The sequence below is a fragment of the Bradyrhizobium cosmicum genome, assembly GCF_032290525.1.
Classification (GTDB): Bacteria; Pseudomonadota; Alphaproteobacteria; order Rhizobiales; family Xanthobacteraceae; genus Bradyrhizobium; species Bradyrhizobium cosmicum_A.
Genome location: NZ_JASXTA010000001.1, coordinates 273,555 through 287,704 on the forward strand (window position 1 = coordinate 273,555; position 14,150 = coordinate 287,704).

14 protein-coding genes are annotated in these 14,150 nt (G+C 66.1%); 1 reads left to right on the top strand and 13 read right to left on the bottom strand.

The genetic code is table 11. The annotated features are described in order from the left end of the window. Positions 1-67: 67 nt before the first annotated feature. On the bottom strand, positions 68-220 hold the full coding sequence (locus QSV46_RS01235) for a hypothetical protein (RefSeq protein WP_314945203.1): 153 nt from the start codon (positions 218-220) through the stop codon (positions 68-70). Between QSV46_RS01235 and QSV46_RS01240 the strand changes: the two genes are divergently transcribed. Then, the gene (locus QSV46_RS01240) at positions 219-3,323 is read left to right on the top strand and encodes a DEAD/DEAH box helicase (RefSeq protein ID WP_314945205.1); all 3,105 of its coding nucleotides are present in this window, start codon (positions 219-221) and stop codon (positions 3,321-3,323) included. The genes QSV46_RS01235 and QSV46_RS01240 overlap by 2 nt on opposite strands. A gap of 7 nt (positions 3,324-3,330) precedes the next feature. Here the strand turns inward: QSV46_RS01240 and QSV46_RS01245 are convergent, their stop codons facing one another. From QSV46_RS01245 to QSV46_RS01300, 12 genes are read right to left on the bottom strand one after another with little or no spacing between them, the layout of a single operon-like run. Next, the gene (locus tag QSV46_RS01245; protein ID WP_314945208.1) at positions 3,331-3,957 is read right to left on the bottom strand and encodes an FMN-dependent NADH-azoreductase; all 627 of its coding nucleotides are present in this window, start codon (positions 3,955-3,957) and stop codon (positions 3,331-3,333) included. Positions 3,958-3,960: 3 nt separating this feature from the next. Next, positions 3,961-5,538, bottom strand: a complete 1,578-nt coding sequence (locus QSV46_RS01250; RefSeq protein ID WP_314945209.1) for an isochorismatase family protein — start codon at positions 5,536-5,538, stop codon at positions 3,961-3,963. 9 nt (positions 5,539-5,547) lie between these two features. Next, positions 5,548-6,396 (bottom strand): N-acyl homoserine lactonase family protein, encoded by an 849-nt coding sequence (locus QSV46_RS01255; RefSeq protein WP_314945211.1) that lies wholly within the window; start codon positions 6,394-6,396, stop codon positions 5,548-5,550. Positions 6,397-6,427: 31 nt separating this feature from the next. After that, the gene (locus tag QSV46_RS01260) at positions 6,428-7,312 is read right to left on the bottom strand and encodes an amidohydrolase family protein (protein WP_314945213.1); all 885 of its coding nucleotides are present in this window, start codon (positions 7,310-7,312) and stop codon (positions 6,428-6,430) included. Then, positions 7,309-8,430 (bottom strand): vWA domain-containing protein, encoded by a 1,122-nt coding sequence (locus tag QSV46_RS01265; RefSeq protein WP_314945215.1) that lies wholly within the window; start codon positions 8,428-8,430, stop codon positions 7,309-7,311. Before QSV46_RS01265 ends, QSV46_RS01260 begins: the two co-directional genes overlap by 4 nt. Further along, entirely contained in the window at positions 8,427-9,308 is an 882-nt protein-coding gene (locus QSV46_RS01270) for a MoxR family ATPase (protein ID WP_314945218.1), read from the bottom strand. The genes QSV46_RS01265 and QSV46_RS01270 overlap by 4 nt, the downstream gene beginning before the upstream one ends. A gap of 11 nt (positions 9,309-9,319) precedes the next feature. After that, positions 9,320-10,342 (bottom strand): xanthine dehydrogenase family protein molybdopterin-binding subunit, encoded by a 1,023-nt coding sequence (locus QSV46_RS01275; RefSeq protein WP_314945220.1) that lies wholly within the window; start codon positions 10,340-10,342, stop codon positions 9,320-9,322. Then, positions 10,343-11,938: a xanthine dehydrogenase family protein molybdopterin-binding subunit gene (locus QSV46_RS01280; protein ID WP_314945222.1), complete on the bottom strand. Its 1,596-nt coding sequence runs from the start codon at positions 11,936-11,938 to the stop codon at positions 10,343-10,345. 12 nt (positions 11,939-11,950) lie between these two features. Beyond that, positions 11,951-12,427, bottom strand: coding sequence for a (2Fe-2S)-binding protein (locus QSV46_RS01285; protein WP_314945224.1), 477 nt, complete (start codon positions 12,425-12,427; stop codon positions 11,951-11,953). A 6-nt stretch (positions 12,428-12,433) separates the two neighbouring features. Next, positions 12,434-13,252, bottom strand: a complete 819-nt coding sequence (locus QSV46_RS01290) for an FAD binding domain-containing protein (RefSeq protein WP_314945226.1) — start codon at positions 13,250-13,252, stop codon at positions 12,434-12,436. 3 nt (positions 13,253-13,255) lie between these two features. Next, a complete protein-coding gene (locus QSV46_RS01295) occupies positions 13,256-13,699 on the bottom strand; it encodes an SRPBCC family protein (RefSeq protein ID WP_314946444.1) in 444 nt (147 codons plus the stop codon). Positions 13,700-13,704: 5 nt separating this feature from the next. Continuing rightward, positions 13,705-14,142: an SRPBCC family protein gene (locus QSV46_RS01300; protein ID WP_314945228.1), complete on the bottom strand. Its 438-nt coding sequence runs from the start codon at positions 14,140-14,142 to the stop codon at positions 13,705-13,707. Between the last annotated feature and the right edge of the window lie 8 nt (positions 14,143-14,150).

Sequence of the window (14,150 nt, forward strand, 5' to 3'; positions counted from 1 at the left end):
CTTGGGCACTTAGGCCCGGTGCGCGTTATCGACGGAGCTCAACGGGAGGGCTCGTCGACGCGCGCCTCTATTTGCGAAACAAAGTTGGATACACATTGGCGGCCATCAGGAAAGCCCGGGCCACGACCGGCGCGAAAAAAAGCACGAGCTCGAAAAGCAAGAGCGTCAAAGGCAAGAGCTCATCGCGCTCCGCGGTCTCGTCCTCATCGCCTCTCGGCATGCTCGCCCTCCATCTGCTCGAGCAATGGGAGAAGTCCGGCCGCGACGGCCTCGTGTTCCTCTGCAACGACGAGAACAGGGCGGAGCGTCTGGGCGGCGTGATCCACGCGCTCGATCCTGCGGTCGATGTGCTGGTGTTCCCGCGACTGAACAATCTACCATTTGATGGTCTGGCACCATCGCGTGAGATCGCTGGCCGGCGGAGTTCGGTGCTGCGGCGCCTTGCCAGGACGAAGAAGCCGGTCTTCGTCGTGTCGACCGCAGAGGCCATCATGGAACGGCTGCCGTTGCCGGCGAGCTGGTCGAAGACCAGTCTCAGCCTGAAGGTGGGCGGAGCGTTTTCGGAAGCTGGGCTGGAGAGCCGTCTTGAAGCGCTCGGCTACGATCTCGACGAAGAGGCGGAATATCCCGGCGGCGCCCTGTTCCACGGCAAGACATTCGAAGTGTTCCCCGCGGGTGCGCTCAGCCCGTTCAGGATCGAGCATTCTGACGGGGTTCTGCGCAAGATCGTCGCCGTCGATCCGATCGAGCATGAGGTCGTCTACGAAACGAAGGAGTTGCTCGTCGATCCCATGTCCGAACAGATCGCGCTGGGCAGCAAGCGCGGACAACGGGCGACGCTGCCGGATTATTGCAGCCGCGCGCGGTGGATCGTGGATGCCGGCGTGCCGGCCCATGCCGATAGCTGGCTCGGCACGATCGAGGAGGCGGCGGGCCGCAAGGATGCCGAGCGCGAATATCTCGGACGGGCGGAATGGAAACTGCTGAAGAAGCGCATGAGCGTGCTGCCGCAGAAATCGGCCTTCACCCCGACGCCGGATTTCTCGAAGGCCACCTCGCCAAGAAAGATACTTCGAGCATTCATCGCCGACATGCAACGCGCCGGGTCGCGGCTGCTGTTCGTCGCGGCGATCGAGGATGATCTTCGCGCGATGGAGCGGATGAGCGGCATCAAGGCGGAGCGCTGTGCGGATTGGAGCGAGGCTACCAATGGTCGGGATCGCGAGACGGCGTTCCTGGCCGACTTCGACACCGGCTTCGTCGGGTCCGGGCGCAAGCCTCTGGTTGTCGTGACCGCGTCCGACGTGCTCGGCAGCAGAGCCCATCATCCGCAGCCGATGGCAAGAGCCTGGACGGCCGCTTTCGATCATCCTGACGTGCCCGAACGCGGCACGGCGGTGGTTCACCTGCAGCGCGGGCTGGCTGTGCTCGGTGGCTTGCAGACCCTCGAGATGGGAAAGGGATCGCGCCGCGAGATGGTCAGGCTCGTTTTTGCCGGCGAAAATGCCGTTCTCGTACCGCCGGCCGATCTTGCTGTGATCTGGCCTTATGCCGGGGAACCCGGCAAGCTGACGCTCGACAAGGCGGACGGAAGCACATGGTGGGCGCGGCGGACCGAGGCGGAGGCAGAACTTCAGACTGCTGCCAAGGCGCTCGCCAAGCATATTAGCCAGCGCCACCGTCGCCGCGCACCCAAGCTGGTCGCGCCGGGGTCGATGTATGAGAGGTTCGTCGCGCGTTTTCCCTATTTCCCGACGGTGGACCAGGCCAAGGCCATTCAGGACGTCCTCGACGATCTGGCGGCAGGTCACCCCATGGACAGAGTGGTCTGCGGCGACGTCGGATTTGGCAAGACCGAGGTGGCGTTGCGCGCGGCGGCCGCCGTGGCGCTGTCGGGGAAGCAGGTGGCGATCGCCGTGCCGACGACCGTGCTGGCCCGGCAGCACGTCGAAACCTTTCGCAAGCGCTTCGGTCCGCTCGGTATCGAAGTCGGAAGCCTGTCGCGGGCGACTTCGGGGCCGGCGACGAGAGAAACCAAAGAAGGCTTGCGAAACGGCAGGCTGAAAGTCGTTGTCGGCACGCAGGCGCTCTCTGCGAAGGATGTGAAGTTCGCCGACCTTGGCCTCGTCATCATCGACGAGGAACAGCATTTCGGGGCGGCAGAGAAGGCGAAGCTTTCAGGGCTGGCAAAGAATGCTCATACGCTCTGGATGAGCGCCACGCCGATCCCGCGCACGCTCGCCGCAGGCCTTGCCGGCTTCCGCGATCTCAGCGTGATCGCAACGCCGCCGGTTCACCGGCTTCCGATCGTGACCAAGATCGCGCCGCTTTCGGATGCGGCCATCGCCGGCGCATTGCTGCGCGAGCGGCGGCGGCATGGGCAGAGTTTTCTGATCTGCCCGCGCATCCAGGATCTGGAGCCGATGCTGGCGCGCGTGCAGGCGCTGGCACCCGACCTCCGCATCGTCTGTCTTCACGGCAAGATGCCCGTCGACGAACTCGACGACCGTATGATGAGTTTCGTCGATGGCGAGGCGGACGTGCTGCTGGCGACCAACATCGTCGAAAGCGGTCTCGATATTCCGCGCGCGAACACCATCGTGGTGTGCTGGCCCGAAAAGTTCGGCCTCGCGCAGCTCCACCAGCTCAGAGGGCGGGTAGGGCGCGGCGGCATACGCGCTTTCGCGTATCTCTTGACGGAGTCGACCTCCGAGCAGTCCGAGAAGCGTCTGGCCGTGCTCGAGGAGTTCAGCAAGCCCGGCGCGGGCTTTGCCATCAGCGAGCGCGATCTGGATCTCAGGGGCGCCGGCGACCTGTTCTCGGAACAGCAGTCCGGACATGTGCAAGTGTTCGGGCCGGTGCTGTACAGCCATCTCCTGAAGCTCGCCTCGGAGAGGATCAACGACTCCGGCGCCTTTCTGTGGGTGCCGGACCTCAATCTCCCCGTCGGCGACATGCTGCCTGAAGGTTATGTGCAATCGGAAGCGATGCGGCTCGAGATCTACGGCCGCGCCGCCCGGTGCCGGAGCGATGACGATCTGGAAGACCTGGAGGAGGAGATTTCGCGGCGTTTCGGCAGGCTCCCGCCGGAGGCGCGCGACTTCTTTGCCGCCGCCAGACTCAGGATCGATTGCAAGCGGCGCGGCATCGTCAGGCTCGATCTCGGGCCCGAGGCCGTCGCCGCGACATTCCTCCCCGGACGCTTGCGGAAATCCAGGGCGCGATCGCTCCAGCGCGACGGCGATCGCGTCGTCTACGCTGCCCGCGGGCACGACGATCCGTTCGACCGGATCGAGGAGTTTTTGGCCCTGCTGGACGAGTGAATGCAGCTCAAAACCGCTTCGCCATCTCGGCGAGACGACGGCGCGCGGTCTCGCGGGCGGCGCGGATCGGCTCGGCCGGGCCGGTCGTTGGCCCGATCGGCACGAAACGCACGTCGCTGACGCCGATGAAGCGGAGCGCTTCGCGCAAATAGGGCGTCGCCATGTCGATACGGCCGCGGTTCATGCCGGTGGCAAAATCGCCGCCGGAGGCGAGGATGACGATGGTCGGCCGGTCCTTCAGCAGCGGAAGATAGCCCTGCGCCGGGTCGAAGCGGAACGTCAGGCCGGGCTGGATGACGATGTCGAACCACTGCTTCAGTCGGTAGGGGATGCCGAAATTCCACATCGGCGTCGAGATCAGCACGCGATCGGCCAGTGAGAAGCGCAGCGCCATCCGCTCGGCCTCGGCAAAACTCTCGCGCTGAGCGTCGTTGAAGGCCTGCGCGTTCATGCGGGCATATTTGGCCTCGACGATGGGGCCGGCGAATTCCGGCAGCCGCTCGTGCCAGAGGTCCATAACATCGATGTCCCAGTCCGGCCGCGCCTGGCGAAAACCGTCAACGAAGACGCGCGCGCCAGCGCTCGACTCGGAGTCGGCGCGCGGCGAACAGGAGAGGTGCAAAAGCTTTGCCACCGCTCATCCCAGCGCTCTGATGACGGCATCCGCGCGGGTGACGATTGCGACGTTCTGCATGGCAAAGTTGATCGAGGCGGAGTGCCAGTCGGCATTCATGGTCGAGCAGCAGTCCTCCGGCACGATCATGAAATAGCCCTTGTCGGCGCCGGTGCGCGCGGTGTGCTCGACCGACATGTTGGTCCAGGCGCCGGTGTTGATGATCATGTCGCGGCCGGTGGCTTTCAGGATCGTCTCCAGCCGCGTGCCTTCCCAGGCGCTCATCCGCATCTTCTCGACCACGAAATCGCCGGGACGTGGCTCCAGACCTGAGACCGGTGCCGCGCCCCAGCTGCCGCGCACCATCGCCTTGCTGTCGACGAGACCCTCGAACAGGGGGGCGTTCAACGTCACGCCCGGTGCGCCGGGCTCGACCACGAACAAGACATGGATGATGGCAACGCCGCGGGCCCGCGCCGTCTCCGCAAGGCGCCGGACATTCTCGACCACATGCTGCTGCTTCGCGTGCCCTGGCGCACCGGAGTCCGCGAATGCGCCGCCGTCCATGATGACGTCGTTCTGAAGATCCTGGATGATCATGGCGCAGCGGTTTGGATCGAGCCGCATCTCGCCGTCGGCGAGGATGGGCGCCGCGGCCGCGGGGCCGGCGTTCGGGGCCGCACCGCTGCTGCGCCTGCCGCTCATATAGGGCTCGTGGCGCGGGCCTACCTTGGTCGGGATGGCATAGACCGAGTGCGTCGAGGTCAGGTACAGCGTGCGGAAATCCGGCCCGCCCCAGGCAAGGTTGGCGACGAGCTCGGGCACGCGGACCTTCCCGAGCAGCTCGCCGCGCGGCGAATAGACCCAGACGCCGCCGGGCGCGGTGACCCAGACATTGCCGTGCTGGTCGCACTTCATGCCGTCGGGCAGGCCGGGCTCGAGCTCGGACCGGATGCCGCTTGCGTACACGCGTGCGCTCGACAGCGTGCCGTCCGCATTGACGTCGAACACGCGGATCAGCGCCTGCACGGTGTCGTTGACATAGAGCAGCTTCTCGTCCGGCGAGAAGCACAGCCCGTTGGGCTGATCGAACAGGTTGCGCTCGACCGCGAGCTTCGGCTCGCTGCCCGGCACGAGGCGATAGACGCCCTGAAAGCCGAGCTGGCGCGGCCGCTCGACGCCATAGACCGGCATGCGGCCGTACCAGGGATCCGAGAAAAAGATCGCGCCCGATGAGTGCACGCAGACGTCGTTGGGGCTGTTGAGCTCCTGTCCTTGGAAGTGCGAGGCCAGCACCTCGCGCCGCCCGTCCGGCCGCTCCCGGACCAGCGACGAGGTCGCGTGCTCGCAGACGATCAGGTTGAGCTCGGCATCATAGGTCATGCCGTTGCATTTGTTCGACGGGCGCTTGACCTCGACGACGCCCCGCCGTGCATCCCAGCGCCGCCGCACGTCGGCAGGCATGTCCGAGAACAGGAGATAATGATCGACCGGATGCCAGATCGGGCCTTCCGTGAAGTCAAAGCCTGTTCCGACCTGCGCGACCGGTGCGTAGGGGTCGATCAGGGTCTCGAATTCGGAGCGCAAGGTGACGTGCGTCATCGGTTGATCTCAAGCCGGGAACCAGTTGCGCGGAGGCAGCGACTGCACGATCGGTCCGGGGACCTGGTCGTGCAGTCGCCCTACGACATTGCCGCCCTCGATCTTCGCCGGTCGATCGTGCACCGGCAGCAGATAGCGCGAATTGCTCAGCAGCTTCTTGATCGAGGCCTTCTCCGCGCGCTTGCTGGTGCCGTGATTGCCGGTGGTGCGCGGCTCCCAGTCGTGGATCTCGTTGAAGGGCGTGACGATCTGGTCGTTGAAGTCGTAGATGACGTCGCCGCAGATGGTGGCGATGCCGTCGGCGGTCTCGACGATGACGTTCATCGAGCCCTCGGTATGGGCGTTGGCGGCGTCGCAATAGACGCCGGGCATCAGCTCGATCGGGCCGGTGATCTCGAGGTCGAGGAAGCGCAGCGCGCTTCTGGTGTGCAGGCGGTCGATCAGGTGCTTGATGTCGGGCGCCGGATATTGCGGGTGCATCAGGCCGGAGACCGAATATTCCAGCTCCTTGCGGTTGAGGACGACGGTCGTGTTCATCGGGAACAGATCGTCCTTGCCAGCGTGGTCGATGTGCAGATGGGTGTGGCAGACGAAGCGGACGTCGCCCATGCGCACGCCGTGGCGGGCGAGCTGGTTCTCGATCATGTGCTCGTGGTACTGCAGGCCGCGCATGCCCAGCGTCTCCATGATCTGGTTGGAGCGATAGCCGGTGTCAACCACGACCGGATATTTGCCGCCGAGGATCAAAAAGCCGAGCGTGAGGACGCGGCGGGTGCGGCCGCAGTCGCGGCCGAGCACCAGAAAGCTCGATTCCAGCTCGATATCGCCATAGTCGAGGATCTTGATCTCCAGCGCCATTCGTTGCCCTCCCTGATCTGTTTCTTGTCTGTCAAAGCCGATAGACGCGCGTGGCGGTGCCTCTGAAGATCGCGTCCTGCTGTTCAGTCGTGAGTGGCGCAGCCGCGGCGCGAAACGCATCGACGAGCTCGCGGTAGCTGGTCCACAATTTCTCGATCGGGAAATTGGAGCCGAACAGGCAGCGTTCAGCGCCGAAGATTGCGACGGTATCCATGACCACGGCGGCGATATGGGCGGGGTCGTTACGATGGATGAAGGTGCCGAGCCCCGACAGCTTCGAGACCACGTTCGGACAGGCCGCGAGCCGCGCCATCCCGGCGCGCCAGGCCGCGCGCCCCGCGGGGGAGAGATCTTCGAGCATGCCGGCGTGCTGGAGGATGAACGTGACCTTGGGACAAGATTCGGCGAGCTGCGCCGCATCCGGCATCTGTGGTGTGAACACCTGGAGATCAAAGCTCCAGCCATAGTCGGCAAGGTGCGCAATGTTGCGGCGAACCACGGGATCGATGCAGAGGTCGGGCTTGGCCGCGAAGCGATAGAGCGGGTTCTCATGCCAATGCAGCTGCATGCGGACGCCGCGCACCAGGGAATAACGCTTCAGCTGGTCGAGTTGCGGGCGCACGTCGTCCACGGCGAAATTGGCGTAGGCGACGATCGCGTGCGGCCAGCCATGTTCGTCGGCGGTCTGCTGCACCCAGGCGGTCTCGTCCTCGAAACGGTCGTTGGCCCAGTTGGTCTGGACGTAGACGGAGCGGGTGACGCCGGTGCCCTTGAGGTCGTGGATATACTCCTGGATCGGATAGTCGCGCCGGATCGGCTCGTAGGGTCCGAAGATGCGGGGCTGCATGGGACCGGTCAGCCAGGGCAGGTCGGCCTGCCGCCAGATGTGGTGATGCCCGTCGACAATCGCGGTCACGCAACTCTCCTTCGTCCCAGTGCCAGCACATGCGCGACGATCGACGCGCTCGATCCGCCGTCGACGAGGTCGTCGACATGGCGCGCGATCGCAATGAGCCCTTCGGTCTGCGGACGGAAACCCGGCCCTGTTGCGAGCGGCGTCAGCCAGCTCACGCGCCAGGCCCGCCGCGACAGCTTTGCCACCGCATCGCGGAGCGCATCGACTTCGCCGCGCTCCAGCCCGTCGGAGACGACGACCACCGCCGCCCCGCGCGCATAGCCGCCGAAGCGGGGCACCGCGAGAAAGGCCTGCAGCGCATCGCCGATGCGGGTGCCGCCATCCCAATCGCTGACGAGATTTGCGGCCGCGTTCAGAGCCTGCTCGCGCCGTTTCAGCCGGAGCGCGCGGGTGACGCGGGTCAGCCGCGTGCCGAAGGTGAAGACCTCGACATTGGGCGCGGCCTGCACCAGCGCGTGCGCGAGCTTCATGTTCTCTTCGGTGCGGCTCTTCATCGACCCGGAGACGTCGATCAGCAGCAGGAATTTTCGCGGGCGCTGGCGCCGCTTCATGTGTCCGAGCCGCAGGATCTCGCCGTCGCTGCGGACAGAGTCGCGCAACGTGCGGCGGAGATCGGCAAACGGCCCGCGGCGGGCGCGCATGCGCCGATGGCCACGCCGCCGGGGCAGGCGGCGTGGCGCCTCACGCGTCAGGCGGCGCAGCGCCTCGGTCGTGGAGAGCTGGGCGAAGCGGCGCTCGACCAGCGCCTCGGTGCGGGTCGCGGTCAGGCCGGACTCGCTGGCCTCGTCGGACAGTAGCGGCTCTTCGTCGCCACGGCCTTCCTCCTGAAGCCGAGCCGTCTCGTCATCTTCGCCGTCGTCGGCGTGCTCGATGGCCTCGCTGCCGCGGAAGTGCAGGTCGAACAGCCGGTCGAAGGTCGCGCGTCGTTCCGGCGGCGGGGCGAGGGTGGCCAGTGCCGCCAGCCTGATATCCCTGAGGTCGCGCGGGCCGAGCAGCTCGATCGCGGTGAGGAACGCAGTGGTCTGCTCTGGCGCAACGGCAAACCCGTTGGCGCGCAGCAGCGCAACAAAGGACATGAAGATGCGGGCGGCGCGCGGAAGCTGCGGTTCGGCGCTCATGCGGTTGCCTCCGCGAGCATGGCGTCGAGCCGGGGCGAGATGAAGTGCAGGTCCTCCTCGTCCTTGAGCGCCACGCCGATCGACCGCCTGAAGGCATCCGGCCAGCGCGCGCCTCCCTTGTTGAGCAGCGTCGCAGCTTCGGCCCAGTCGACGGCTTCGGCGATGCCCGGGGCCTTGCTGAGCGGCTCGCGCCTGAGCTTGCCGACGGCGGCGACGACGGCCCGCGCGGTCGCCTCGGCGACGCTGGAGGCCCGCAGCATCACGATCCGTGCTTCGCGCTCCTCGGTGGGATAATCGATCCAGTGATAGACGCAGCGGCGACGCAGCGCCTCGTGCAAATCGCGCGTCCGGTTCGAGGTCAGCACGACGACGGGACGCTCTACGGCGCGCACCGTGCCGCGCTCCGGGATCGAGATCTGGAAGTCGGACAAAAATTCGAGCAGGAAGGCCTCGAATTCCTGGTCGGAACGGTCGATCTCGTCGATCAGCAGCACAGTGGAGTCGGGCGCACGCAGCGCGGCCAGCATCGGACGTTCGATCAGGAACGTTTCACCATAGATATCGATGCTTTCGTCGCCGGCCTGGCGGATCGCGAGCATCTGGCGCGGATAATTCCACTCGTAGAGCGCGGCGGAGGCGTCGATGCCCTCGTAGCATTGCAGGCGGATCAGACGGCGGCCGAGCACGGCGGCGATCGCCTTGGCAGCCTCGGTCTTGCCGACGCCCGGCGCGCCTTCGAGTAGTAGCGGTTTGCCGAGCGCAAGGCCGAGATAGGCGGCGGTCGCAAGGCCCTCGTCGGCGAGGTAATAGGCCGCGCGCAGCGCCTTCTCCAGTGCCTCCGGGCTGTCGATTCCGACGATGTTGCTGCGGACCGCCATGGACGAAACCTCTAGCGCCGCGCCTGCGGCCGCGCGCCGCCCTGGGCTTTTATCGCGCGCAGCACTTTTTCCGGGGTGATGGGGAGGTCGTCCATGCGCACGCCGACGGCGTTGAAGATCGCATTCGCCACGGCCGGCAGCACCGGATTGGCGCACATCTCGCCCGGTCCTTTGGCGCCGAAGGGACCATCGGGAGCAGGGCGCTCCAGCACGGCGATATCGTGCGGACAGATGTCGCCAGGGCCGGGCATCAGATATTCGACAAAGTCGCGCGGGCCGTGAACGGGCTCGGGGTAATACGGCTCAGGCGTCTCGTACAGCGCGTGGCTGACGCCCATCCAGGCGCCGCCGACGAGCTGTTGCTCGACGAGGCGCGGGTTGAGCGCGCGGCCGAGCTCATAAGCCGAGTCCATCCGCACCATCGCGACCTCGCCGGTCTCGTCATCGACATCGACCTCGGCGACGAGGCAGGCGTGCGCATAGCAGGTCGCGGGCGACATTTCGCCGGTTTCGGGATCGACGTTCGACAGCGGCACCAGAAAGATGCCGCGCCCCGAAATGGTCTTGCCCTGCTTGAACTGCGCTGCGATCGCGACGTCCTTGGTCGAAATCGAGCGGTGCGGCGCGCCCTTGACGTGGATGTTGCCGCGCCCGTCGGTCTCCAGGTCCGCGGCGTTGACCTCCAGTTCCTCGGCCGCGGCCTCCATCATGACGCCGCGAGCCTCGCGGGCCGCCGCCATCACGGCATTGCCGACGCGGTGGGTGCCGCGCGAGGCGAACGAGCCCATGCAGTGCGGGCCGGTGTCGGAATCCGCGGTGTCGACATAGACGTCCTCCACGGGTACGCCCAGCGTCTCCGCGCAGATCTGCCGGGTCACTGACTTCATGCCCTGGCCGAGATCGATCGACGACAGCGCCACGGTGAATTTGCCGCTCGAGTTGGAATGGACCAGGGCCTGGCTGGGGTCGCCGCCGAGATTCATGCCGATGGGATAGTTGATCGACGCAATGCCGCGTCCGCGATGCCGGGTCATCTAGCGCCTCCTGGTGCCGAAGACGGAGGAGAAACGGGTCGCGCCGTGAGACGGCGCGGCCGGCCGCGATGGGGGCGGCGGCGGAGCAGGTGGTGGCGGCTCACGCGGTGGTTCGCGGGTGACGGTGGGCGGAAGCCGGTCATAGCTGGTGCGCTGCTGCGCTGGAGCCGTGGGTCTGGTACGCGAAGAGTCCGTAGACGTCGGCGGGATCACGGCACGGCTGCCGCCGCCATCCTTGCGCGAGGATGCGCGCTTGAACTCCTCGCGGAGCGGCCATTTTGCTTTTTCGGCCGCGACCTGAACGCATTCGATCAATGCGGTGTTCTTCGCTTCGCGCCGGTGCGCCTTCATGTCGCCGTCGCGATAGGCGTTGAGAATTCGGAACTCCATCGGATCCATGTTGATGAGCTGCGCCAGCTTGTCCATCTGGCACTCGATCGCAAAATCCATCGCGGTGACGCCGAAGCCGCGCATCGCGGTCGCCGGCGTCCGATTGGTGAAGACGCAATAGACGTCGCCGTAGACGTTCGGGATGGTGTAGGGCCCCGGCAGATGCGCGGCGCATTTCACGGCGGCGTAGCTGGAGAGCCGCGTGTAGGCGCCGCTGTCGAAATAGGCGCGGATCTTTCGCGCGACGATGCGGCCGTCGCGCATCACGCCGTCTTTGATGTAGATGCGCTCGGCACCGCGCGGCGGACCGTATTGCATCTCCTCTTCGCGCCCGAACACGTAGCGCACAGGCCGCCCGGTCAGCATCGCGCCGATGATCGCAAGCGGCTCGGTCAGCGTGTCGACCTTGCCGCCAAAGCCACCGCCGACGGTGCCGCCGATGAAGTGGAAGGTGTTGGAGGGCACGTCCAGAATCTTGGCGCAGGTGTCGACCGAGAAGAACAGCGCCTGGGTCGAGGTGTAGACCACGTAGCGCCCGTTGGTGTCGGGCGCGGCGATGGCGCCGTTGGTCTCGGTCGGCGCGTGCTCGATCGGCGACATCTGGTAGCGCTGCTCCAGCACGTGATCGGCGGTCGCGAGCGCCGCGTCGGCATCGCCGAAGCGAAGCTTCTGGTGGTCATAGATATCGTGATAGGTGAAGGTGTTCTTCGGATATGTCTCGTTGACCACGGGCGCGCCCGGTTTCAGCGCATCCTCGACGTCGAACACCGTCGGCAGTGGCTCATAGTCGACCTTGACCTTTGCGATCGCCTCGAACGCTTCGCGCTCGGTGTCGGCGACGATGGCAAGAATCGGCTCGCCCTTGTAGCGGACCTTGTCGACCGCCAGCGACGGCTCGTCGTCCTTGCCGAAATTGATCAGGCTGAGAAGCGTGTTGAGATTGACCGGCACGTCGGCGCCGCGGATGATCCGGCGCACGCCGGCTGAGCGCTCGGCCTCGGTGGTGTCGATGCGGCGAATCCGGGCATGGGACTGTGTCGACCGGACCACCTTCAGATGCAGCATGCCCTGGAGCTTGTGGTCGTTGAAATACGGCGACGTCCCCGTGACATGGCCGAGCATGTCCTGCCGCTGGGTGCCCTTGCCGATCTCTTTGAGATTGTCGTCGCGCTCGTCGGCGAAAATGTCCTTGCGCAGTTCCAGCATGGTCCCGTTCCCTTACGCGCTGACCCGGCCGCCGGCGGCGGCGAGGATGGCGTTGATGATCGGCTCGTAGCCGGTGCAGCGGCAGATGTTGCCGGAGATCGCCTCGATCACCTCGTCGCGGCTCGGCGAGGGATTGCGGTCGAGGAGGGCTTTGGCGGCCATCAGCATGCCCGGCGTGCAATAGCCGCACTGGGCGGCAAAATTGTCGGCAAAGGCACGCTGCAGCGGATGCAGGTTCGGGCCCTGCTTCATGCCGTCAAGCGTCTCGATGGAGCGGCCGGCGACGGTTTCCGCCAGCGTCAGGCAGGAGAGGTGAAGCTCGCCATCGATCAGCACGCTGCAGGTGCCGCAGCCGCCCTGGCCGCAGCCGAATTTCGGCGTCATGTCGCCGATCAGCTCGCGCAGGGCGATCAGGAGATTGGTGCCGCCATCGACGAAGATCGCGACGTCGCGGCCATTGTGACGAAATTGCAGGGGGATCTTGGACATGGGGCTCTATTCCTGTCCTGACAGCAGACGGCGCAGATGCACGCCGACGATTTCACGGCGATACCAGGCGCTGCCGAGCGCGTTGTCGGATGGCGAGGTTCCTTCGGTCACGGCGGATGCTGCGGCCGCGATGGTCGCAGCGTCGAGCGAGCGGCCCTCGAGCGCGCGTTCGGCGGCGCGCGCGCGGATCTGCGTCGGCGCCATCGAGCCCAGCGCGATGCGCGCTCCTGCGATCCGTCCACCGCTGACCGGGAGATGCGCCGCGAGCGTGATCACCGAGCCGCCCTTCGGCTTGATGCGCGCGATCTTGCGATAGCGGAACGCCTCAGTGCTCGCCGGCCGGGCGCAGGATACCGACAGCACCAATGTCCCCGCCTGCCGCTCGCGTGCCTGCAAAAACTCTTCGATCGGGAGGTCGCGCGAACCGAAACCGCCTTGCACGGCGACGGTGGCGTCGAGCGCCAGCAGCGCGACGGTGAAATCGCCGTAAGGGTTTGGCGCGAAGAGATTGCCGCCGACAGTCCCCATGTTGCGCACAGCGGGGCCGCCGATCGAACGTGCCGGGGCGTGCAGGAAGCCGAGGTCGCGTTCGGCGAGCACGCGTGCGAAGGTGACGCCGGCGCCCAGCGTGATGCGGGGGCCGGATGCGTCGATCCGGGTCAGCGCCTGGTCCTGGGCGCGGACGACGGTCGAGATCGACACATCGCCCTCGTTCAGCGCCCGCATCACCAGCGTGCCGCCGCCGAGATAGCGTGCGCTGCGGTCCGAGGACAGCGCCCCGGCGGCTTCGCTGGCGCTCGCAAAATTCTTCACTGTCACGGCCATGGCTTAAGCGGCCTCCTTCAGATGCCGGCGGATCGCCTCGAATCCGGCCTGGTAAATGTCTTCGGCGACCATGTGGGTGATGCGGTCGCGGTCCTCTAGCCTGGTCGTGAAACGCGACTCCCAGTGCCAGAAGGTGCGGTCGCCGTCGGTCACCGGCAGCAGGCGGACATGGGCGACGTAGTTGAACATCGGGATCGGGGTATCGAGCAGGCAATAGCTGAAACTCTGCTCGAGGTCGGACAACGCCAGCAATTGCTCGCGCAGTTCGGCGCCGTCCTTCAGCTTGAACCGCCTGACGCAGCCGATCTTGTCGGACGCGTGCGCGCGCTCGATCGAGGAGGTCGCGACAGCGGGATGCCAGCGATCGTGCCCATTGAAATTGCGCAGCATCGCCCACGCCGCATCGGTCGGCGCGTCCAGGATCGTGCTTTTGACGATATGCGGCAAAGCCATCAGCCTCCGAACACGCGCTTCAGGGCATCGAACCCACCCTGGAACACACCGCCGCCGATATTGCCGACGAGCTCGGTCTCGCGCTCCGCCGGGCAGTCGAACTCGGCCGTCCACTCGACGAAAGTCTGGTCACCGTCGGTGACGGGTGTCAGCCGCAGGGTCGCGACGTAGTTCTCGACGCCCATCGGGGATTCCAGGATCGAGTAGGTGCAGAACATGTCGTAGTCGGACAGGCCCAGGAGCTTCTCGCGGATGCGATCGCCGTTGCGCAGGCGAAAGTCCCTGATGCAACCGATCTTGTCGGATGGCTCGCCACCCTCGATCCGGCTTTCGGCGATCGCGGGATGCCAGTTCGGCAGGCCGTTGAAGTCGCGCACACGGGCCCAGACGCGGTCATTGCGCGCATTGACGACGGTGGAGACGTAGACGCGGGGCATGGATCAGA